Origin of the sequence: Flavobacterium sp. (genome assembly GCF_049318185.1) — a bacterium.
In the GTDB taxonomy this organism is placed as follows: domain Bacteria; phylum Bacteroidota; class Bacteroidia; order Flavobacteriales; family Flavobacteriaceae; genus Flavobacterium.
This window is the reverse complement of record NZ_JBMOGV010000029.1, coordinates 1-22,340: the sequence shown is the minus strand read 5'-3', so window position 1 is coordinate 22,340 and position 22,340 is coordinate 1. Positions and strand designations below refer to the sequence as shown.

Annotated in this window: 20 protein-coding genes; 4 read left to right on the top strand and 16 right to left on the bottom strand. The window is 33.0% G+C overall.

Features of this window, described 5'->3' with window-relative positions:
- Nucleotides 1-161: 161 nt before the first annotated feature.
- Nucleotides 162-575: an endonuclease domain-containing protein gene (locus tag ACOYLT_RS04425; protein WP_422852644.1), complete on the top strand. Its 414-nt coding sequence runs from the start codon at nt 162-164 to the stop codon at nt 573-575.
- A 137-nt stretch (nt 576-712) separates the two neighbouring features.
- Here ACOYLT_RS04425 and ACOYLT_RS04420 read toward each other — a convergent pair whose 3' ends face one another.
- From ACOYLT_RS04420 to ACOYLT_RS04410, 3 genes are read right to left on the bottom strand one after another with little or no spacing between them, the layout of a single operon-like run.
- Complete coding sequence (locus tag ACOYLT_RS04420) at nt 713-1,999, bottom strand: cryptochrome/photolyase family protein (RefSeq protein WP_422852643.1); 1,287 nt, start codon at nt 1,997-1,999, stop codon at nt 713-715.
- 9 nt (nt 2,000-2,008) lie between these two features.
- Nucleotides 2,009-2,707: an SDR family NAD(P)-dependent oxidoreductase gene (locus tag ACOYLT_RS04415; RefSeq protein ID WP_422852642.1), complete on the bottom strand. Its 699-nt coding sequence runs from the start codon at nt 2,705-2,707 to the stop codon at nt 2,009-2,011.
- A gap of 1 nt (nt 2,708) precedes the next feature.
- A complete protein-coding gene (locus ACOYLT_RS04410; RefSeq protein WP_422852641.1) occupies nt 2,709-3,179 on the bottom strand; it encodes an SRPBCC family protein in 471 nt (156 codons plus the stop codon).
- Between the two features lie 143 nt (nt 3,180-3,322).
- On the opposite strand from ACOYLT_RS04410, the gene ACOYLT_RS04405 reads away from it, so the two are divergent.
- A complete protein-coding gene (locus ACOYLT_RS04405) occupies nt 3,323-4,177 on the top strand; it encodes a DUF2911 domain-containing protein (RefSeq protein ID WP_422852640.1) in 855 nt (284 codons plus the stop codon).
- A 54-nt stretch (nt 4,178-4,231) separates the two neighbouring features.
- Here the strand turns inward: ACOYLT_RS04405 and ACOYLT_RS04400 are convergent, their stop codons facing one another.
- The 8 genes from ACOYLT_RS04400 to ACOYLT_RS04365 all read right to left on the bottom strand — a co-directional run bounded on the left by ACOYLT_RS04400 (nt 4,232) and on the right by ACOYLT_RS04365 (nt 13,255).
- The gene (locus tag ACOYLT_RS04400) at nt 4,232-5,953 is read right to left on the bottom strand and encodes a sodium:solute symporter (protein ID WP_422852639.1); all 1,722 of its coding nucleotides are present in this window, start codon (nt 5,951-5,953) and stop codon (nt 4,232-4,234) included.
- A 110-nt stretch (nt 5,954-6,063) separates the two neighbouring features.
- Entirely contained in the window at nt 6,064-8,568 is a 2,505-nt protein-coding gene (locus ACOYLT_RS04395) for a PIG-L family deacetylase (RefSeq protein WP_422852638.1), read from the bottom strand.
- Between the two features lie 87 nt (nt 8,569-8,655).
- Nucleotides 8,656-9,036 (bottom strand): hypothetical protein, encoded by a 381-nt coding sequence (locus ACOYLT_RS04390; RefSeq protein ID WP_422852637.1) that lies wholly within the window; start codon nt 9,034-9,036, stop codon nt 8,656-8,658.
- A 143-nt stretch (nt 9,037-9,179) separates the two neighbouring features.
- A complete protein-coding gene (locus ACOYLT_RS04385; protein WP_422852636.1) occupies nt 9,180-10,376 on the bottom strand; it encodes an AI-2E family transporter in 1,197 nt (398 codons plus the stop codon).
- Nucleotides 10,377-10,428: 52 nt separating this feature from the next.
- A complete protein-coding gene (locus tag ACOYLT_RS04380; protein ID WP_422852635.1) occupies nt 10,429-11,013 on the bottom strand; it encodes a Maf-like protein in 585 nt (194 codons plus the stop codon).
- Entirely contained in the window at nt 11,006-11,932 is a 927-nt protein-coding gene (locus ACOYLT_RS04375; protein ID WP_422852634.1) for a geranylgeranylglycerol-phosphate geranylgeranyltransferase, read from the bottom strand. The genes ACOYLT_RS04380 and ACOYLT_RS04375 overlap by 8 nt, the downstream gene beginning before the upstream one ends.
- A gap of 50 nt (nt 11,933-11,982) precedes the next feature.
- Nucleotides 11,983-12,510 (bottom strand): KdsC family phosphatase, encoded by a 528-nt coding sequence (locus ACOYLT_RS04370; RefSeq protein ID WP_422852633.1) that lies wholly within the window; start codon nt 12,508-12,510, stop codon nt 11,983-11,985.
- A complete protein-coding gene (locus ACOYLT_RS04365; RefSeq protein WP_422852632.1) occupies nt 12,494-13,255 on the bottom strand; it encodes a Rossmann-like and DUF2520 domain-containing protein in 762 nt (253 codons plus the stop codon). Before ACOYLT_RS04365 ends, ACOYLT_RS04370 begins: the two co-directional genes overlap by 17 nt.
- Before the next feature lie 233 nt (nt 13,256-13,488).
- Here ACOYLT_RS04365 and acs point away from each other — a divergent pair, with 233 nt between their 5' ends.
- On the top strand, nt 13,489-15,396 hold the full coding sequence (gene acs, locus ACOYLT_RS04360; protein ID WP_422852631.1) for an acetate--CoA ligase: 1,908 nt from the start codon (nt 13,489-13,491) through the stop codon (nt 15,394-15,396).
- A 144-nt stretch (nt 15,397-15,540) separates the two neighbouring features.
- Here acs and ACOYLT_RS04355 read toward each other — a convergent pair whose 3' ends face one another.
- The 3 genes from ACOYLT_RS04355 to ACOYLT_RS04345 form a co-directional block, all read right to left on the bottom strand.
- Nucleotides 15,541-15,960 carry a nucleoside-diphosphate kinase gene (locus ACOYLT_RS04355; RefSeq protein ID WP_422852630.1) on the bottom strand — a complete coding sequence of 140 codons (420 nt, stop codon included), beginning with the start codon at nt 15,958-15,960 and terminating at the stop codon, nt 15,541-15,543.
- Between the two features lie 259 nt (nt 15,961-16,219).
- The gene (gene bshC / locus ACOYLT_RS04350) at nt 16,220-17,809 is read right to left on the bottom strand and encodes a bacillithiol biosynthesis cysteine-adding enzyme BshC (protein ID WP_422852629.1); all 1,590 of its coding nucleotides are present in this window, start codon (nt 17,807-17,809) and stop codon (nt 16,220-16,222) included.
- Nucleotides 17,810-17,823: 14 nt separating this feature from the next.
- A complete protein-coding gene (locus ACOYLT_RS04345) occupies nt 17,824-18,786 on the bottom strand; it encodes a hypothetical protein (RefSeq protein WP_422852628.1) in 963 nt (320 codons plus the stop codon).
- 95 nt (nt 18,787-18,881) lie between these two features.
- Between ACOYLT_RS04345 and ACOYLT_RS04340 the strand changes: the two genes are divergently transcribed.
- Nucleotides 18,882-20,003, top strand: a complete 1,122-nt coding sequence (locus ACOYLT_RS04340) for a cysteine desulfurase family protein (protein WP_422852627.1) — start codon at nt 18,882-18,884, stop codon at nt 20,001-20,003.
- Between the two features lie 31 nt (nt 20,004-20,034).
- Here the strand turns inward: ACOYLT_RS04340 and ACOYLT_RS04335 are convergent, their stop codons facing one another.
- Together ACOYLT_RS04335 and ACOYLT_RS04330 are read right to left on the bottom strand one after the other, a co-directional pair.
- The gene (locus ACOYLT_RS04335) at nt 20,035-20,796 is read right to left on the bottom strand and encodes an NlpC/P60 family protein (protein WP_422852626.1); all 762 of its coding nucleotides are present in this window, start codon (nt 20,794-20,796) and stop codon (nt 20,035-20,037) included.
- A gap of 27 nt (nt 20,797-20,823) precedes the next feature.
- On the bottom strand, nt 20,824-22,002 hold the full coding sequence (locus ACOYLT_RS04330; protein WP_422852625.1) for an acetyl-CoA C-acyltransferase: 1,179 nt from the start codon (nt 22,000-22,002) through the stop codon (nt 20,824-20,826).
- Nucleotides 22,003-22,340 lie beyond the last annotated feature (338 nt).

Below are 22,340 nucleotides of genomic sequence, written 5' to 3'. Positions count from 1 at the left end.
ATTCCCCTCCTATGGAGGGGTGCCCGAAGGGCGGGGTGGCAATTATAGATACTTTTTATTTTTAATATCTTTGAGTTTATTAAATCATTAGTAAAACACCCGTATACTATTCCCCTCCCTCGGAGGGGTGCCCGAAGGGCGGGGTGGAAAATATCATAATCATGACACCTATTCTAACACATATAAACGAAATTCCAATTAAACGAAATTTTGTTGAAAATTTACCTTTTAACATCAAATTAAAATCTCGTGCAAGAGCATTAAGAAAAGCTGGTAATTACTCAGAAGTTGTATTTTGGCAACAAGTGCATAAAGGCAAGTTTCACACTATTGATTTTGATAGGCAACGAATAATTGGCAATTATATTGTAGATTTTTATGTTAAGACTTTAGGATTGGTGATTGAAATAGACGGCGAAAGCCATAATGATAAAGAAAAATATGATGAAAAGCGTGAAGCTTATTTATTGTCTTTAGGATTAACGGTTTTTAGAACAAATGATTTTAATGTATTGCATGATTTAGAGAATGTGATGAAGGCGTTGGAGATTTTTATTATTGAGCACTACTGTTAAAAACCACCCCGCCCATAGACACCCCTCCAAGTGAGAGGAAATTCACCCCTCTTTTTTTAGAATTTAATTTTACTTTATACGTTGAATAAAAAACACCACTTTATAATTAAGCAACTAATTTTATAAAAATCAATAATTTATCCCACAGCTTTTTTATAGACTAGTAAACAACGTTCTCTAGCTTCTTTATGATCCACAATGGGTTGAGGATAGTTATTAGTTTCCAACTCGGGTATCCATTTTTTGATGTAAATTAAATCTTTATCAAATTTCTTGATTTGTTCCGTTGGATTGAAAATTCTAAAGTAAGGAGCCGCATCAACACCACTGCCTGCAGCCCATTGCCAGTTGCCTACATTGCTGGATTGTTCGTAGTCTAGTAGTTTAGTAGCAAAATAGGTCTCGCCCCAACGCCAGTCAATAAGCAAGTGTTTGCACAAAAAACTAGCCGTAATCATTCGTACACGGTTGTGCATGTGTCCGGTGGCGTTTAGTTCTCGCATTCCAGCATCTACAAAAGGGTATCCTGTTTTTCCGTCACACCATTTTTGAAATAAAACTTCGTTATTATCCCATTGTATTCCATCATATTTTGGACGGAAGCTCGATTTATTTGTATGTGGAAAATGCCAAAGGATTTGCATAAAAAATTCTCTCCAAATCAATTCTTTAAAAAAGGTCTCGTTTTTACTTTCAATAGCTTTGGCTATCATTTTCCGAATAGAAACTGCTCCAAAACGTAGGTAAATGCCAAGATAGGAAGTTTTATTCAGTGCCGGAAAATTACGTGTAGCTTCGTAATTATCAAGTAAAGAATTGGAAATATCGAAAGGTGTTATTTTTATTGTAGAAGTTTCAAAACCTATATCATTCAAACTTAAAAAAGGATAGGAGTGAAGTGTTATTTCATTTAGTAAGTCCTCTGATTTATAATTAATTAAATGTGTCTTCTTAAAGTTTTCTTTCCACTTATTAGCGTAAGGAGTATAGACCACATAAGGTGTGCTATCATCTTTAACAACTTCGCTTTTTTCAAAGATGACTTGGTCTTTACTGGTTTTGAATGCAATGTTATTTTCTTTAAATAAATGATACAAATCCAAATCTCTTTTGCGAGCATAAGGTTCGTAATCATGATTGGTGTAAACTGTAGTAATCTTATTTTCAGCTATCAGTTGCTGAAAAATTGCCATAGGTTTTCCATGAAAGACAGCTAATGATTTTCCAATTTCTAGAAGTTGCTTTTGAATTTTTTCTAATTGCTGGTGAATAAAAGTGACGCGTGCATCGTCTTTTGGCAATTGGGCAAGTATGTCTTCATCAAAAATAAAAATAGGCAATACCGATTCACCACTTTGCAAGGCATGAAACAAACCCACATTATCCTCTAATCGCAAATCACGTCGAAACCAGAATATGTTCATGAAGTAGATTTAGGCATTTACTAACAATGTAGACATGCCACCATCAACATGGAAGATTTGTCCCGATATCCAACTGCTTTTATCGCTCAATAAGAAACCAGCCATTTGTGCCATATCTTCGGTAGTTCCAACTCTTTTTAAAGGATGGCGCTGTCCTGATTTTTCTTTTTTCTCCTCATTACTTAAGAATTTTTCGGCTAAAGGAGTATCCGTTAAAGAAGGAGCAATAACGTTGACTCTTATTTTTGGTGCATATTCAGCTGCCAATGCTTTTGCAAAACCTTCAATGGCACCTTTTGCAGCTGCAACACTAGTGTGAAAAGGCATTCCCATACTCGCAGCAATAGAACTAAATAGTACTATGCTTGATTGTTCCGCAGCATTCAAATTTGGTAAAATGGATTGAATAACTTTAACCATACTGATAAAGTTTATTTGCATATCAGCTTCAAAAGTTTCGATTTTCAGTCCTCTAAATGGTCGAAGATTAATACTTCCTGGGCAATACACAAATCCATGAATTACTTCGGGAAGTTGGGTGGTATCTAAAGTATCCGTCAAGGCATCAAAAGGAATGTGAGTAACATTCATTCCAGCTATATTTTCGTTTGTTCTTGAAGCAATAAAAACTTTGTTTTCGTTTTGTAATTCTTTGGCTATGGCTAGACCGTTGCCATAAGAACCACCTATTAAGAGTATATTTTTCATTTTATTGTTGTTTAAATTCTCCAAACATTTCTATTAATTTCTTTCTTCTGTATTCAAATATTTCATTCAATTTTGGTTTAACCAAAAAAGGATGCACTAACTGACCCAAAATTCCCATAGGAACTTTATAATCCACAATATCTTCCATTTCAACACCGCCTTCAATTTCCTTGATAAAATGTTTGTGATGCCACAAAGCATAAGGTCCAAAGCGTTGTTCGTCCACAAAATATTTTTTATCAACCACATGGGTTATTTCAGTTACCCATTTAGTTGGAATTCCCAAAACAGGAGTTACAATATATTGAATAATTTGACCTGGAAACATTGGTCTATCAGCTCCAGAAAGAATTTTAAAACCCATATATTCAGGTGTTATTTTCTGGAGATTTTTTGGGTCAGATAGTAAATCCCATGCCTCATCAATAGTTATAGGTAAGTTTTGTTTGGTATGTAATCGGTATATTTTCATTATTAAACTATAATTTTTGTAAAATTAGTCAAATTGTTTAATCTATTTTTTAAAATAATAAACAAAATATATTTTTAAGTTATTCTTAACATTTGACATCTTATAGTCTTTGTAAATTTGAAAAAACTTCTAAAACTTTTTTTATGAAAAAAATTATTTTTATAGTAGCTATAACACTAGGCAATTTTGTAAGTAATGCACAAGTAAAAACACCTTCGCCAAGTCCACATGCGTCTTTATCACAAACTGTTGGTTTGACAGAAGTAGTGGTAGATTATTCTAGACCCAGTGCTAAGGGCAGAACTATATTTGGGGATTTAGTTCCTTTTGGTAAATTGTGGCGAACAGGAGCCAATGCTAACACAACAGTAACTTTTAGTGAAGATGTTGTAATCAAAGGGACTACCCTGAAAAAAGGAAAGTATGCTTTATTCACTTCGCCAAAAGCGGATATGTGGGAAATGATTTTCTATACTGATACTGACAACTGGGGAACACCAGACAACTGGGATGCTAATAAAGTAGCGTTGAGCACTTTTGTTGATCCTATTGCTTTAGGAAACAATGTTGAATCATTAACAATTTCGGTTAATAATTTGACTAATGATAGTGGGACTCTGGATATTTCTTGGGAAAAAACTATGGCGTCTTTAAAGTTTGAAGTGCCTACTCAAAAAATGGCTACGGCAAGCATTGACAAAGTTTTAGCAGGACCATCAGCAGGTGATTATTTTTCATCGGCTCAATACTTCTTACAATCTAACGGTGATTTGAATAAAGCCCTAGAATATGTAAATAAAGCCTTGAGTATGGCAAAAGCAGGAGAGGATGTTCCTTTTTGGCATTTGAGATTAAAATCATTAATCCAAGGAAAATTAGGAGATAAAGCAGGTGCTATTGCTACAGCAAAATTATCATTAGCTAATGCTGAAAAAGCTAAAAACGATGACTACGTAAAAATGAATAACGATAGTATCAAAGAATGGAGTAAAAAATAATTTACTTTAAAAAATTAAAAAGGAACCACGAACTCAATAGAACTCGTGGTTTTTTTATAACATTATTTTTGATTTTGTATTGGAGCCCAATTGTAATAGCATCGATATCACTACGGTCAAAGTTGCTCCTATAAAATTTAACCACAAATAACCCAGTTTTTCCTGTCCGGTTGGATAAATATGAATAGTGTAGTAATAGATAAAAAAAATGGTAGTTTGGCTGATTACAGCTCCCCAAAATATAGCATTAGCTTTCACAAATTTGATATAGAAACCAACTAAGAAAACCCCTAATACTGTTCCGTAGAAAATAGAACCTACTATGTTCACTAACTGTATAAGGTTTTCAAATAGTGTGCCTACACAGGCAAATAGAATGGCTATTACGCCCCAAAGCAAGGTAAAATACTTGGTAGCATCAACATAATGTTTATCTGATTTTTCACCTTTTACATTTCTTTTATAAATATCTATAGCCGTTGTGGATGCCAATGCTGTCAACCCAGAAGCAGAAGAAGACATGGCTGCTGATAAAATCACCGCTAATAATAGTCCTATTAACCCAGAAGGAAGATAATGTAGGATAAAATAGATGAAAACATAATCTTTATCGTTGGTTTCAGCTTTACTATCAACTTTGGTTATAATTTCTTTAGCTTGCTCGTGCAAATCTTTTTCTTTGCTAGATAGCGAAATCAGTTTTTTTCTCAGAATTGGATTGTCATAATTTTGATTTAAATGGTCAATATATAGCAAATTGAATTCCTTTTTTTCTTCGGATAATTGAGATAATTGTTTTTCTAGCGAATGGTAATCTGCTGCATATTTAGATTTTTCGATAGCGTCTTTATTCACAGGATTAAAATGCAAAGGCACCGGATTAAATTGGAAGAAAACGAATACCATCACCCCAGTTAATAGAATAAAGAATTGCATAGGCACCTTTAGAAAACCATTCATGATTAAACCCATTTGGCTTTCTCTAGTTGATTTCCCTGAAAGGTATCTTCCTACTTGAGATTGATCAGTACCAAAATAGGATAACATCAAAAAGAAACCACCCGTTATTCCGCTCCAAAAGGTATAGCGATTTTCGGGGTCAAAAGAAAAATCAAGGATATTCATTTTATCATTGGCACCAGCTATATGCAAGGCGTTGGAAAAAGTCATATCATTGGGCAATAAATGCAATATCAAAAAGAAAGTAATAAACATACCGCTCATGATGATGAACATTTGTTGTTTTTGCGTAACGTTTACGGCTTTTGTTCCGCCAGCAAAAGTATAAATCATGACTAAAATCCCTATGATGATATTGAGTAATGTTAAATTCCAGCCCAAAACTGCCGATAGAATTATAGCTGGTGCATAAATGGTTAATCCTGTTCCTAATCCACGTTGGATTAAAAACAAGATAGCGGTAAAAGAGCGTGTTTTTAGGTCGAAACGTTGTTCGAGATATTCATAGGCGGTAAACACTTTTAGGCGATGGTAAATAGGTATAAAAGTCATGCTGATAACTACCATAGCAATAGGCAATCCAAAATAAAATTGCACGAATCCCATACCATCATGATAAGCTTGTCCTGGTGTGGAAAGAAAAGTTATTGCGCTTGCTTGGGTTGCCATTACTGATAAACCTACTGTCCACCAAGGTGTTTCTTTGTTGCCTAAAATGTATTCTTCAACATTTTTGCTCCCTTTGGTTTTATGCACCCCATAAAAAACAATGAAAAGTAGTGTTACAACTAAAATAATCCAATCAAGCTGTTGCATACTAAAAGAATAATTGCATTAAGAAAAAAAAGATTATTATATATAAAGCATTGGCAATTAATAACCAAGTGTAACTATTTTTCCAAAGAGATTTTTTTTCTGTTCTCATATTATTTTCCAATGGCTATAATGTTGGCTAATAGTCTAAATGCTCCAGAAACTCCTTCGGGTAATTCTCTAAAGAAACTTATACCAGTATAGATATAATTTCCTTTTCCATATTTAGCAACTAGTAAAGCACCATCTTTGGGTTTTTCGCCTTTATCATTAGCAGATAGAATAGGAGTGAAGTTAGCATCCCATTCACTTGGATAATACAATCCTTGTTCTTGTTTCCACCCTTTAAAATCTTCTTCGGTAATTTTATTAGGATAATTTAACACAGGATGATTGGGTGCTAAAAATCGAACTTCCGCATTTTCTTCAGTGACTCTATCACGTGATATTTTCAAAGGAAATGGTGACATGTCTTTGGTTACTATATCATCTAAGGTATTGTATTGTACAATCATGGTTTTGCCATTTTTGACAAAATCCAATAAGATGCTTTGTTTGTAGGCTAAGGCATTAACCACATTATAGGCTCTTATGCCTGTCATCACTACATCAAAATCTTGTAGCTTTTCAGTAGTTATTTCTTCTGGTTTTAGGATGCTTACTTCGTAACCCATTTGAGTTAAACTCTTTGGCACTTCATCGCCAGCACCCATGATGTAGGCAATTTTTTCGTCTTTGGTTTTGATTTTTAGTCGAATACCTTTGGCTTCTGCTGGTTTTAAAACCATTTGCTTGTAAATATGGGTATAGTTGATGTCTATTTTTTCTTGGTCATAAACTTGTCCATCTACTGCTACAATACTATTTATACTAATTTCTCCTGCTTCTTTAGAAGGTGAAACATTAAAAACTGCCAACATTTCTTGATTTTTTTTATCAAGATTGAACGGTATTTCAGTAGGAGAAACTTCCCAGTTTAGAGGAACGTTTAGTTTCACGTTTCCGGTAACAGTATCTTTTCCAGCTTTTACTTTTACAGTAACTAATTTACTTCTGTCGTTGTTAAAAATATATACTTTCTCAGCAAAAGAAGAGGATGCCACAGGAACAATATCAAGTGGTTGATAGACTTCACCTATGACATCATCGTTGTATTTGTAGACTACGTTTCGTTCAAAAGGGATTTCTACACCATTTATTGCAATCCAAAAACCCACTTTCACTTGACGTATCACATCTGGAATCCCAATATTTTCTTGGTTAACCACCTGATACATGCCAATGCTTCCTTTTTGGTTGAGCCAATAGGGGTTAGTAAAATCAAAATCATAAGGAATATCTAATGTTATATTTTGTGAATAGGGAATATTAAATTGTAAATCGGTAGCTTTTTGATCCTCTTTATGGCTATAAACAGGAACTGCTCCAATTCCATTTAATTTCATTGGAATATTACTTCTGTTGATAGCTTCCAATTTAATTTTTAATGTACTTCCTCGAGTAACTTCTTGTCTATCAGAAACAGCTTCAAGATATAAACCAGCACAAGCAGCAATTATCTTTTTGATTTCCTCTGATTTTATGGTTCTCCAATGTTTGTCGGCTAATTGATCAATCAAATTATAGGCTTTCACCAATTCTGGAATTGAAGTAGATGGGTTTTTGAAATCAAAATTCTTTTCTACATTGGCTAAAATATCACCAATAGATTTACCATTTTTCACTCGGTTCCAAGTAGTATCGATGCCTTCAAAAAGATTAGTTTTGTCTTTTGGTATATCACCTTTCAGGAACTCTAAATATTCATCTTCTTCACCACGAGTTCCAGTAGAACCAAAACCTTGTGACTGGTGACGACTTCGACTAAGTGCTGCAATTTCTTGATTGGATTTTCCTAAAGAAGGATAATAAGTCCCAATTTTCATGTTGATTAAATTGGTTTTATCGGCAGCTTCAAATTTTTCTTTGCTACCATAAAACCACCACGAAGTATTAAAAAATAATCGTTTAGGTTGCCAAGTTGAAACGTATTGCAGTTGGTTAGGGAAAACGGCAGCATCATTAACCTTGTCAAAGGCTTCAAAACTAAGCATAGCAGAGGAAGTATGATGTCCGTGAGTTGTTCCTGGAGAACGATGATCAAAACGATTGATAATCACATCGGGTTGGAATTTGCGAATGGTCCAAATAACATCGCTTAGTACTTGGTTTTTGTCCCATATTTGCAATGTTTCGACTGGATTTTTAGAAAATCCAAAATCGTTGGCACGTGAAAAGAATTGTTCACCACCATCAATTTTTCGTGCTTCTATAAGTTCTTGTGTACGAATTAATCCTAGTTGTTCTCTCAATTCGGGACCAATTAAGTTTTGACCACCGTCGCCACGAGTTAAGGATAAATAACCTGTTCGGGCATTAATTTGATTGGATAAATAAGAAATCAAGCGTGTGTTTTCATCATCAGGATGTGCAGCAATATAAAGTACTGAGCCAAGAAAATTAAGTTTTTTTATTTGGTTATAAATGGCAACAGCGTCAGGTTTTGCTGGTTGTTGTGCCTCTACAATTTGGAAAATAAAGGCAAAAAAAACAAAATAAATAGTGTGGTGCTTTTGCATGTTTACAACTTTAATGTGCAATAGCTTCAAATATACAGATTAAATAAAAAGGAGTGATTTATTTAATTTGTTTTTAACAAAATCTATTCAATTTGAGGAGGTCTTAGCCTTAGAAAATCTTCCTTTAGCATTGTATGGATACTTTTTTTTATGGACTTTTAAAAACTGTTGTGGGTTTTCTTCGTCATAGTCGGTAATGATAACTTTAGTTTTATTAAACAATGAATATCCACCATAATTTGTAGGTAATTCTTCTGAAGTTTGCCAATCACCATCTTCAAAATAGTAATAAACCATTTTTAAATTATCAAAATAAGCTTCAAGATTTGGATAATAATGGTAGCGGATAAAACAATTTGTTTTTTTGTCTATAGGTAAGGATGCTTTAGACATATTCGTATTTTGTGAAAAGGAATGAGTAGTTGTAAATAGGATACATAAAAACAATGATAATTTTAAAAATTTCATAATTTTTTAGATTTAGTGATTAACAAAATAACTTAAAAAATTCATAGTAACTTTTATTAAAACAATACTAATATAGTGAAAAAAATCAATTGATTTTAAAAAAAAATAAGGAAATACACATCTACACTTATTTTAAGTTTTATTTAATCGAATCTATTTGAAATGTTATTCTTATCGCTGTCTTCTATAGTATCTTCAGGAATGACAGGGTTATTGTCATAATTAAAGTTGATAGAGGCGGTTGAGTTGTCATAATGATAATGAGGGATTTTAATTTTGTGCCATTCAAATGTTTTTGGTAAATCATCCCCCATTAAATAACCCCAAGGTTTCATAGTTTCGACACGATCAAAAATTACTTTAAATATAGCAATGATTGGTATGGCTAAAAACATACCCGTGATACCACCTAATACATTTCCTATGATGATGCCAACAATAGAAACTAACGCATTGATTTGAACCTTTGAATTGACAAATAACGGCACAAGAATATTGTTGTCTATCAATTGCACAATGATATTCACAATAATTACTCCAAAAATTATAGTTAAATCAGTTGAGCCAGAGAGTGAAATTAAAATACTGATTACGCCAGCGACCAATATACCTATATAGGGAACTAAATTTAAAATACCTGTAATCATACCTAGCAAAATAAAATACTCAACACCTATTATATATAGACCAATTGTGGTTAAGATGGAAACACCTATCATTTCTACTATTAAACCTACTACATAACTTTGTACTGCAATTTTTATGTGAACTAAAACGTCTCTTAGATTTTTGTGGTATTCAGGTTTAAATAATTTGCACAAAAAAGTAATAAAATGATTTTGGTAAAGCAGAAATAGAAAAGTATAAATCGGTATTAATGTCATAGTAAGCAATATGTCGGTAAAAGAACTCAATGTGCTTCCAACAATAGCTTTTCCATTATCCAAACTACCTTGAGAAGCACTGGTTATAAATCTTTTTTGTTCATTTTTACTTAGGTCAAAATTATCTCTAATAAGTTCTTGAAAATGTTCCAAATGAAAATAGAAATTATTTTTTATTGTTCCCCAATCATTTGCCATATCACTTATTTGAATAGAAATAAAATAAAAAACACTAACAAATAATAGAACAAACACGACTATGGCAATGACTACAGCTAAAAAATGATTGAAGCGTAATCTTCTGTTTAAAAAAGTAACTACTGGTCGAAGGATGATAGCAAAAAGTAATGATAACAATAATGGAAAAATAATGTCTTGTCCAAAATATACAATGGTAAAAAGACCCATTAAACAAAGTAATATACTTGCTAGTTTTATATAAAAAGGAAATTTCATTTTCTGAGTCATACTTGTTATTATAAGTAAAGTTACTCTATTCTTCGCTTTTCTAGATACTATTATTCAAATAGTGATATACTTTTTCAGTAGGTAACCCCACTACATTGGTATAGGAACCTTCAATTTTTGAAATTCCAATTAGACCAATCCATTCCTGAATGCCGTAGGCACCAGCTTTATCAAATGGTTTATAGTGTTCTAAATAATAATGAATGGTGTCATCTGAAAGTTCTTTAAAGGTAACTTTGGTAATATCATAAATAGTTTCCGTTTTAGTGATAGTTTTAAAACAAACAGAGGTAATTACTTCATGAGTTTCATTTGATAATGTTTTTAAAATAGAAAAAGCATCATCATAATCTGTTGGTTTTCCAAGAGCTTTATTATTATGCCAGACTATAGTGTCACTAGTCACCAAGATTTCGTTTGCTTTAAGTTCGTCTTGAAAGGCAGCAGCTTTTAATTCAGCTAAGTAGTTTGTGATTTCTACACCTTGAAGATTTTTAGGATAAATTTCTTCTATATCTTTTAAACGTATTTCAAAATCTAAACCTAAATCGTTAAAGAACTGTTGTCTTCTTGGAGAACCAGATGCTAAAATTATTTTATACTGTTTTAAATTTTTGTTACCCACGGTATTTCATATTTAAAGTAATTATTCCTAAAGAAAGAATGCCAAAAAACATTACCCATTTTAAAACATTACTTAAAAAATGATAGTCTTTTTTAGAAATAGCATTCCATATTTTTATGCTAAAAAATACCAAAGGACTAATTACAAATATTAGCATATAAATAACTAAAAAATAGAGTTTAGAATTCATGAAATAATCATTGGTATATAATAAAATAAAAACAGTAGTCATTATACCTAAAACAAAAATAACTTTATTAGTTTTTTTTATTCCTATTACTATTGGTAAAGTACTCATTCCTTGATTAGTATCACCATAAACATCTTCCATATCCTTTACTATTTCTCGAATGAAATTAATAACAAATGCAAAAATGGCAAAGTCCATCAAGACTGAAAAATATTTTCCCATTTCACTTCTGTTAACTTCATAGGTTAAAGGCAATAAATCAAATAGACCGATAATAAGTATGCTCAAACCTACTAATAAAGCCACTATTATATTACCAATTAGTAGCATTCTTTTAAAACTTGTTGCATATAAATATAACAACGTAACTATGATGATAAAAACTCCGCCAAAGCTTGGTTTTTGAATGATGTTAGCCAAATAAAAACCAATTCCTACACCCGTAACATTCATCAAAAAATAAATATTATAGCCCATCGTTTCAGAGATGCTTTTGCCAATTATAATTTTTTCTGGCTTGTTGTCATAATCTGTTTCTTGGTCCATTATATCATTAATGATATAACCTGCACCAGCAATTAATACAGAGGATAGTACTAATAAGCTATATTGAAAATCATTTAAAAACAAATAGACATCTTGATATTTTAGATAACCATATCTAAAAATCAGTTGCATAAAAGCCAACATCAAAAGGTTTTGGTAACGAATGAGTTTTAGGAATTTCATGAAGTTCTTAATTAACTTATTTTTTGATTTGGTTATTGGATACTTATGAATTAATCGTGTTTTCCGTCATAATACATGTGCCATTTTCCTTGTACCTTCATGACTTGTTCTATTACTTCCCGAACAGCACCTTTGCCACCATTTTTGTGAGATATGTATTTACTTATAGCTTTTATTTCTGGACTAGCATCTTGCGGACATGTTGGCAAACCTACTAATTGCATTACATGAAAATCAGGTATATCATCGCCCATGTACAGTACATGATCGGGTTTGATTTTAAACAAATCTGTATATTCATTAAAAGTTACTACCTTGTTAGGTGACGCTAAATAGATATCACTAATACCCAAGTTCCTCAACCTAATTCTAACCCCTTCGTTATTACCTCCAGAAATTATGCATACATGATAACCACTTTCTATGGCCGCTTTCAAAGCAAAACCATCGCGAATGTTCATGATTCTTAGCATTTCTCCATTTTCAGTAACATGAACAGAACTGTCTGTTAATACACCATCAACATCAAAGATGAAAGTAGTAATATTATTCATGATTTCTTTATAACTTTTTTCCATTATCGATAATTGATTTGGTTAGCAATTTATAAATTTCTTTTTGGTTTTTATCGGTTAAAAAGTTCAAATGGGCATTAATAGTTTTAGTGTCTTGACGTTTGGCTGGACCTGTTTGTGCTTCTTTGGGAGAAAGAGTTAATATTTTATCTGCCGTTTCCAGTATAAGTGGTTGCAAAATAGTAAAATCTAATTGGTTTGCTTCACAGATTTCTTGCCCTATCTGATATAAATGATTGACAAAATTAGACACAAACACAGCGGATAAATGCAACGCTCTTCTTTGGTCTGAATTTATGGTATAGGTAACTTTAGAAATCGCTTTAGCTACTTTTTCCAAAGTTTTATAATCAGTATCATTTATTGCTTCTAAACAAATGGGTACAGCTCTAAAATCTACAGTTTTTGATTTTGAAAACGTTTGTAATGGATAAAATACACCTTTACGATTTTTATCATTAAGCGCTTCCATAGCCACGCTTCCCGATGTGTGCACCACTAATTTATCTGAAAATGGAAGTTGTGCTGAAAGCGAAATAATGGCATCATCGCTTATGGCTAAAATATAAACATCAGCATTTTGTAACTGTGATAAATCATTGCAAATAAACTCAGATCGAAGGAGATGCTCAAAACTACCATTATCTCTTGCCCAAACCTGCGATACGTTAATATCACTAGCTTTTTGAAATGCGGTAATTAAATGATGGGCTACATTGCCAGCGCCAAGAACTACTACTTTAATCATACTTGCAAAAGTACTAAATTTAGCCCAAATGATAAAAGCAGTATGAAATTAATGACATTGATTAAAAATTTGAATTTAATTATAGCTAAATTAGTTAAGAATTATTTTATAAAATACGAAATAAATAAAAATAGGAAGTCATGTAAAAGACCTTCAATATAGATTTGATTTACTCCTATCAACCTTAACCATTTTTTACTACTTTTATAAACTCAAATAAAAAGCCTTTCATTATGAGTTATTTCAAGATAAACAACCTAGAACATTACTTCAAAATGTATAATAAATCTATCCGAGAACCTCGCAAGTTTTGGGATAAGATAGCCGATGAAAACTTCACTTGGTATCAAAAATGGGATAAAGTTTTTGAAGTTAATTTTCAAGAAGCCAAATTCAAATGGTTTCCAGAAGCCAAAGTCAATATCACTAAAAACTGTATTGACCGTCACTTGGCTAGAAGAGGAGAGAAAACTGCCATCATCTTTGAACCTAATAATCCGGATGAACCTGCTTTACATATTACGTATAACGAACTCTATGACAGAGTAGCTCGAATGGCAAATGTATTGAGAGAGCAGGGTATTGAAAAAGGGGATAGAGTTTGTGTTTATTTGCCTATGATACCTGAACTTGCCGTAGCTGTTTTAGCTTGCGCAAGGATAGGAGCAATTCATTCTGTTGTTTTTGCCGGTTTCTCAGCTTCTGCAGTAGCTGAAAGAATCAATGATTGCGAATGTAAAATGGTTATTACTTCAGATGGTAGCAACCGTGGTAATAAATCTTTAGACTTGAAAGCTATTATAGATGAGGCCTTAGATAAGACTCCTTGTGTAAGTAAAGTATTGGTGGTAAAACGAACTAACACTCCAGTAACAATGAAAGAAGGGCGCGATATTTGGTTGCAACCTTTGCTAGATGAAGCTATTCCTAATAATGTGGCTGAAATCATGGATGCCGAAGATCCATTATTCATTCTCTACACTTCGGGTTCTACTGGCAAACCAAAAGGAATGGTTCACACCACAGCAGGATATATGGTTTATACTTCGTATACTTTTAAAAATGTCTTCAATTATGAAGAAAACGATATCTTTTGGTGTACAGCAGATATCGGTTGGATAACAGGACATTCCTATATCCTTTATGGTCCATTACTAAACGGAGCCACTACAGTTATTTTTGAAGGGATACCTTCTTATCCAAACCACAGTCGTTTCTGGGAAGTAATCGAAAAACATAAAGTAACTCAGTTTTATACAGCACCAACCGCCATTCGTGCTCTAGCAAAAGAAAGCTTAGACTATGTGCAGAAATATCCTTTGAAATCATTAAGAGTCATTGGTTCTGTTGGTGAACCAATTAATGAAGAGGCTTGGCACTGGTATAATGACCACGTAGGAGGAAAACGCTGCCCATTGGTAGATACCTGGTGGCAAACAGAAACTGGAGGTATAATGATATCACCAGTAGCTTTTGTAACACCTACAAAACCAACCTATGCATCGTTACCTTTACCAGGTATTCAACCGGTATTAATGGATGAATTGCGCAATGAGATAGAAGGCAACCAAGTAACAGGAAGTTTGTGTATCAAGTTTCCTTGGCCATCTATCGCCAGAACCATTTGGGGTGATCATCAACGATATAAAGAAACCTATTTCACAGCTTTTCCAGGAAAATACTTCACAGGCGATGGCGCTTTGCGCGATGAAGTGGGTTACTATAGAATAACAGGTAGAGTAGATGATGTGATTATTGTTTCTGGACATAATCTTGGAACAGCTCCTATAGAAGATGCTATTAACGAACATCCAGCAGTTGCCGAAAGTGCTATTGTAGGCTTCTCTCATGATGTAAAAGGGAATGCACTTTATGGTTTTGTAATACTGAAAGAAATAGGAGAGAGTAGAAACCAAGAAAACCTATACAAAGAAATCAATCAATTGATTTCAGACCAAATTGGTCCTATCGCCAAACTCGATAAAATCCAATTCGTCTCAGGGTTACCTAAAACACGTTCAGGAAAAATTATGCGACGCCTATTAAGAAAGATAGCGGAAGGCGATTATGCAAACTTTGGAGATACTTCAACTTTACTTAATCCAGAAATAGTTGAAGAGATAAAAAATGGAAAAGTTTAATAAGTAACACTTTTATTTTTAATTCAGACTAAGGAGAAATTTAGTTAAGCTAAAAATGGTTATTGAGTTTTCTCCTTTTTCAGAATTGTCAAGAAATTAGCAATTAAATAATGCCTATTTAATCCTGCATGTAATGATTTTATTCTAGAACTGCTCTCTACCAGCAAAGTGAAAAGCACCTTCGATGGCAGCATTTTCATCAGAGTCTGAACCGTGAACAGCATTTTCTCCTATAGAGGTTGCATATTTTTTACGTATAGTTCCCTCGGCAGCTTCAGCGGGGTTAGTAGCACCAATTAAGGTTCTGAAATCTTCGACTGCATTATTTTTTTCTAAAATAGCTGCAACTATAGGTCCACGTGTCATAAATTCTACTAACTCACCAAAGAAAGGACGTGCTGAGTGAACTGCGTAAAATTTTTGAGCATCAGCTACGGTTAATTGTGTTAATTTCATTGCTACGATTCTGAAACCTCCTTCAGTAATCATATTTAGTATTCCACCGATGTGTCCGTTTTCAACTCCATCAGGTTTAATCATGGTAAAAGTTCTATTTGTTGCCATTTTTCTTTATTTAAAATTTAAAAATATTATGCAAAAATAAGTCTTTTAAATTAGTATTTAAAAGCACAGCCATCACTTTTTTAAAATTTTATTTACAACATAATGTAATCTAGAAGTAATATTTACAAAACAGAAAACTTGTATATGTTGCTATTTCTGTAAAATTGGTGTAAATAATTTTATTCTTTTATTTGTAATGTAATTTATTTTAAATAAAACAGCTACCAACAAAAATATTCTATTTAATAAATTTGTTTGATTATAAGGTAATAATGGTATGATAAGGATTTAAAGGTTTAAGTTCTGCAACTAATTTATTAATGAACTCTTGCCCAAATTCATTGTAGTATTCAGAAAAGTTGTTGCTGCGTTCTTGTAAACTTTGGTTGGGAAATAACTCATTTTGCAGCTGGATAATTCGTTCTAGTTGGTCTGAATGCATTCGTTTTTCAGCTTTAAGTAAACGTTTCTCTAGGTTTTCTAGTCCTTTTATTTGTTTTAGTTCTTGAGCTTTTACAGCGCCAATAAACGATTTGTCGGTTTGGGAAGCTATTAAGTTTAGTTTTTCAAACTGTTTTTTCAATGTTTCTTTTTGTTCTGAAAAATCGAGAGTAAAAGCTGATAATTCTTGAGTTTTTTTGGTGTACAACTCTTGCTGATTACTAAATAAGTCAGCCCACGAAAGTTTTAAGTTGTCAGCCTTATGCACTTGTTTTTCTTTTGCCAGCAGCACAGAGTTGCGCAATAAAAGTATTGGGAAGGTGACATTATTAGCCTCAAAATTGGATTTCAATTGTAACCAATAGGCAATTTCACCAGCACCACCAATGTAGCAAATATTGGGTAAAATTACTTCTTCGTATAAAGGTCTAAGGATAACATTGGGGCTAAACTTTTCTGGGCTTTTTTCTAGTAAAGCTAGTATTTCGCTTTGAGAGAAAACGATACTAGAATTATTAATTTTATACTGATTGTTTTCAAAAAGTAGGCGTTCTCTGAGATTGTCTTCTATATAAAAAAGGTTAATTTCTCTTGGGTTTACTTGTATTGAATAATCTTTAAGCAAAGTATTGGTTTCATTTACTTTATTAAATGAAGTTTGATGTAACAATTCTTCTTTAATAAAAGGACTAAAAAGTTGTTTTAGAGAAAGGTCGTCTCCATCAAGTAGTACTAATCCATAAGCACTAAATAATTCGTTCGTTAAAAAACGAGTAGCATCTGCTAGATTGGAATGATTTAGATAACTTTTTTGAAACAAGTCTTTTAAATATTTTGCATTGTCACCAATACCTAATTCTTTTTTAAATATATTCAATACATCCTGTAAACCATTTGTGGCAAGTCTTCCCACTGGACCATTACTTTCAGTTTTCCATTTTATTTTTTTATTCTTGAAGTTGAAAAAGTTAATTTCATCAAAATCGTGATCTTCTGATGCCATCCAATAGATAGGCACAAAATTTTTCTCAGGATACTGTTGTTTTAAATCTTTACAAAGAGTAATAGTTGAAACAATTTTATATAAAAAATAGAGTGGGCCTGTAAATAAATTCAGTTGGTGACCAGTTGTAACCGTAAAAGTTTTGGTTTCATTAAGAAGTTCAATATTGGTTTTGGTAGCATCTGAAACTTCTATATTATCGTATTGTTTTTTTAAAGCAGTTACTAAAACACTTCTGTTTTGGTAGGAATAATTAGCTTCCTTCTCTTTGATTTGGTCTTTGAAATTTTCGATTGTAGGAAAACGATTGTAGGTGTTTTGCAATTCAAGTTTCTCTTCTAAATAATCTACAATTAGTTTAGAAAAATATCCTGATTTTTGATAGCTAATACAATCGGTTGGCATTTGAGATGGGATTATTAATTGGTTACAAAACTTCCATATAAATAATCATCGCCTAGGTAGAAATCACTATTTCCTCTTTTCATGGTGACTTTTTTCAAATGAATGGTATGTTGATAACCTGAACCAACTATAAATATTGTGGTAACTTCAATTATTCCGCTAACATCAGCAATACCATTAATTGCATTCCATTCTTGAGTAAGTGTTGGGGTTGCGGGTAGTGTGCTTGCGCAGAAATAAGCATTATTTATAGTGCTTGAAAATAATTTATAGGTCAATTTATTAGTAGCACTTAGTAAAGCTACTCTTGGCGTAGTTGTTGTTGCATTTTCAAAAAGGGTTGTGAAATTGTCCACATCAAGGATCAAAGATTCACTTCCGTTGAAGTTAAATATTCTATTGTCACAAGTGCTTTTGTTTACTTCTTCATCAAATCCAAAAGCTAAAGGACTTACATTTTTTATATAATTACCAAAAACAAATGTAGTTCCACCATAAGTTTGCGAAGAACCATCGGATTTTAGGAAAACAATATCTTCAAAAACGATATAATATTTATAGCCAGTTATTTGGGTTATTCCAGTGCTGGAGTTTACCGATTTAATTGCTGAAGATGTGATAAGGATAGTTCCCGAAGTTGCTTTCCATTCTTCAGTTAAACTTGGAATGGCATCTGGAACTGTAGGACAAATATTAGAAGCAGAAACGGTTCCATTATATTTTCTGTAGGTTACTTTTACAGTACTTGACAAATCAACTGCGATAGGAGCACCTTCTAGTGTTTCTTCATTGGTGAAGGTTGCAGCAGGTATTTCAATGAAAAGCAATTCATTGTCTTTTACTTTATAGATAACGTCTTTCTCGCTACATTTTAGGGCAGCAACTTCTGTAAAATCTATTGCATCTACGGTTAAGTTGCCATCATCGCAGGCATTGATTACAAAAACTAAGAATAGGATACTTGCTATTTGTTTCATTAGTATGGTATAATTTTTAACAAAAATAAGTTTTTTAAGCTATTAAAATTATGTTTTATAATTTAATTAAGAACAGGACTTTTTATATTTGCACCATGAAAAAAGTATATCTTGATAACGCAGCCACTACTTCTATTCGTCAAGAAGTTATAAACGAAATGGTTTCAATACTGCAAGAAGAGTATGGAAATCCTTCTTCTACTCACAGCATCGGCAGGAGTGCTAAGGCAGTTATTGAGACATCACGCAAAACTATTGCTAAACATTTGCATTGTGCTGCTTCGGAAATTATTTTTACTTCAAGTGCTACTGAAGCTACTAATTGGATTTTAAGAAGTGCTATAAAAGATTTTGGAGTAAAAAGAATTATTTCTTCAAAAGTAGAACATCACGCTACATTATATACTATCCAAGCTTTACATGAAGAATTTGGAATTGAGATTGAATTTGTAAATGTTTCAAGAGATGGGATATTAGATTACCAAAAATTAACTGATTTACTCGACATCGAAATACCGACATTAGTTTCATTGATGCATGTAAATAATGAAACAGGTGTAATTCATGATATTACTAAAATAGGAACTTTGTGTCATCAAAACAAGGCATTGTTTCATTGTGATACAGTGCAATCAATAGGCAAGACCGAAATAAATTTACAAGAATTACCTATAGATTTTTTGGTAGCCAGTGCTCATAAATTTCACGGTCCAAAAGGAGTTGGGTTTGCTTTTGTCCGCAAGAGTTTGGTCTTGCAACCTATGTTTTTTGGCGGAGAACAAGAGAAAGGTTGGCGTGCAGGAACCGAATCAGTGCATCAAATAGCTGGTATGTCAAAAGCTTTAGATTTATCTTATCAGCATCTAGAAGTGGAACAAAAATATATTTTAGCATTGAAAAACTATTGCTGTACTCAATTGCAAAATGCTTTTGCTGAAGCTACTTTTAACGGAATGGATACTTTTTATAATATTGTGAATGTATTATTGCCATTTTCTCTAGAGAAAACGGCTATGATTTTATTTCACTTGGATATAAAAGGGATTGCTGTTTCTAGAGGAAGTGCTTGTCAAAGCGGAAGTGCTAAACCTTCACATGTATTGGCAGAAATGCTTACAGAAGATGAATTAACAAAACCGAGTCTGCGCATTTCTTTTAGTCATTATAATACCGAAGAAGATATTGATTATTTGGTAGAAGTGTTGAAAGGAATTTAATTAAATAAAATAACCGAAACTACATTTCTGTTTATAGTATCTTCTTAATCACACGCAATCGGTGAGTATGTCGGTTTTGTTCGGCATTATAAATACCAAGATGGTCTAATCTGTCAATGCGCACTTTACCACTGGCGTGAATGATATAATTGTTTTCCATCATGATTCCCACATGGATAATTTTACCTTCTTCATTATCAAAAAAAGCTAAATCACCAGGTTCACTTTCTTCAATAAAACTTAAAGCTTCTCCTTGTGTAGCTTGTTGCGAGGCATCACGCAGGAGCTTGTATCCATTGAGTTTATATACCATTTGTGTAAACCCAGAACAATCGATACCAAAAGGTGTTTTGCCACCCCAAAGATAAGGAGCATTCAAATACATAGAGGAAGTAATAATTAAATTTGCTTTTTCTTTGACACCACTGATACGCATGCCTTCAAATTCAAAACCATCGATATTGATTTCGCTATGATTTAAAAAAGAAAGTGAAGCCCCTAAAGGAATAGGCAGTAATGTGTTTGATGGATTTGATATATATTCGACCAAATCAGCATTCAAGATGATGGCATCTTTAGATAAATCTTTAAAGTTTTTTTCAGAGATAATTTGGTATTGTTTTGAATCAACCCAACCTTCGTAATTATCAAACTGTAATTTGATTTTTGACCACTGATTTTGTGTTTCTAAAATTTCAAAGTGTTCTCCAAATAAAACCTGCGAAACAATTTCGCTTCTATCACTTGGTTCGGCTCTTAGAGGAATTATAGCAAGATTACAGATTGCAAACATTAAGTATAATTGATAATTAAAAATTGTTTAAATTCTTTCTATTACAATGGCTGATGCGCCACCACCACCATTACAAATAGCTGCAGCACCATATTTAGCATTGTTTTGTTCTAATACGTTGATTAAGGTAACTACAATTCGTGCTCCAGAACATCCAAGAGGATGACCTAAAGAAACGGCACCACCATTTACATTTACTTTTTCATTAGCTAAACCAAGGATTTTAGCATTGGCTAAACCCACTACAGCAAAAGCTTCGTTGAATTCAAAATAATTAATATCATTAATTGATAAACCTGCTTTTTCTAGGGCTATTGGTAAAGCTTTCGCTGGAGCAGTGGTGAACCATTTTGGTTCTTGTGCTGCATCTGCATATGATTTGATATACGCTAATGCTTTTAAACCTAGCGATTTTGCTTTTTCTTCGCTCATTAACACCAAAGCTGCCGCACCGTCATTGATGGTGGAAGCATTGGCTGCGGTTACTGTTCCTTCTTTTGTAAAGACTGCATTTAAAGTAGGTATTTTATCTAACTTAACGTTTGTATATTCTTCGTCTTTTGCAAAAACAATAGGTTCGCCTCGTCTTTGAGGAATGGTTACTGATACAACTTCATTATCAAATTTTCCTTCATTCCAAGCTTTTGCAGATCGTTCATAGGATTGAATAGCAAAAGCATCTTGCTCTTCACGAGTAATTTTGTATTCAGAGGCACACAAATCAGCAGCAACCCCCATGGCGTTATTGTCATAGGCATCTTGCAAACCATCTCTTTGCATTCCATCAATCATAGTAGTTGGACCAAATTTCACTCCATTTCTTATTTGAATATAATGTGGAATTAAGCTCATGTTTTCCATGCCACCTGCTACTATTATTTCAGCATCGCCGTTCATGATGGCTTGTACACCTTGCATGATGGCTTTCATTCCAGAAGCACATACTTTGTTAATAGTTGTAGCTGGAACAGTATTAGGTAATCCTGCAAAAATAGCTGCTTGTGTTGCTGGTGCTTGTCCAACTCCAGCTTGCACTACATTACCCATTAAAACTTCGTCAACTAATTTTGGATCTATATTAATTTTATCTAGTGCTCCTTTAATAGCAATTGCTCCTAGTTGAGGCGCAGTAACTGAAGATAAACTCCCCATAAAACTTCCTATGGGAGTTCTCACAGCGGAAACTATAACGACTTTTTTACTCATGATACTATTGTTGTATTACTCCGCTGCGCTCCATATAATTTGGCTGTAAGCTCCTCGGGTGTTTGTACTGCAAAGCTAAACTTTTATTATAAATTATTTAAATGAGACCTTAATAAATCTTTATGTCAGCTAATTTACAACGATTAGTATAGTCTAGTTAGTTGAAAGTGAGCCTTTTTTGTTGTTATTTGTTTTTGCTGTTAAAAAAAGAAATGAAATAGTTGTAAAATATAGAATGATAAATTACATTTGCAACCGCTTAATAAATTTTCGTTCATTGAGTTTGGAGAGTTGCCTGAGAGGCCGAAAGGACATGTTTGCTAAACATGCGTATGGGA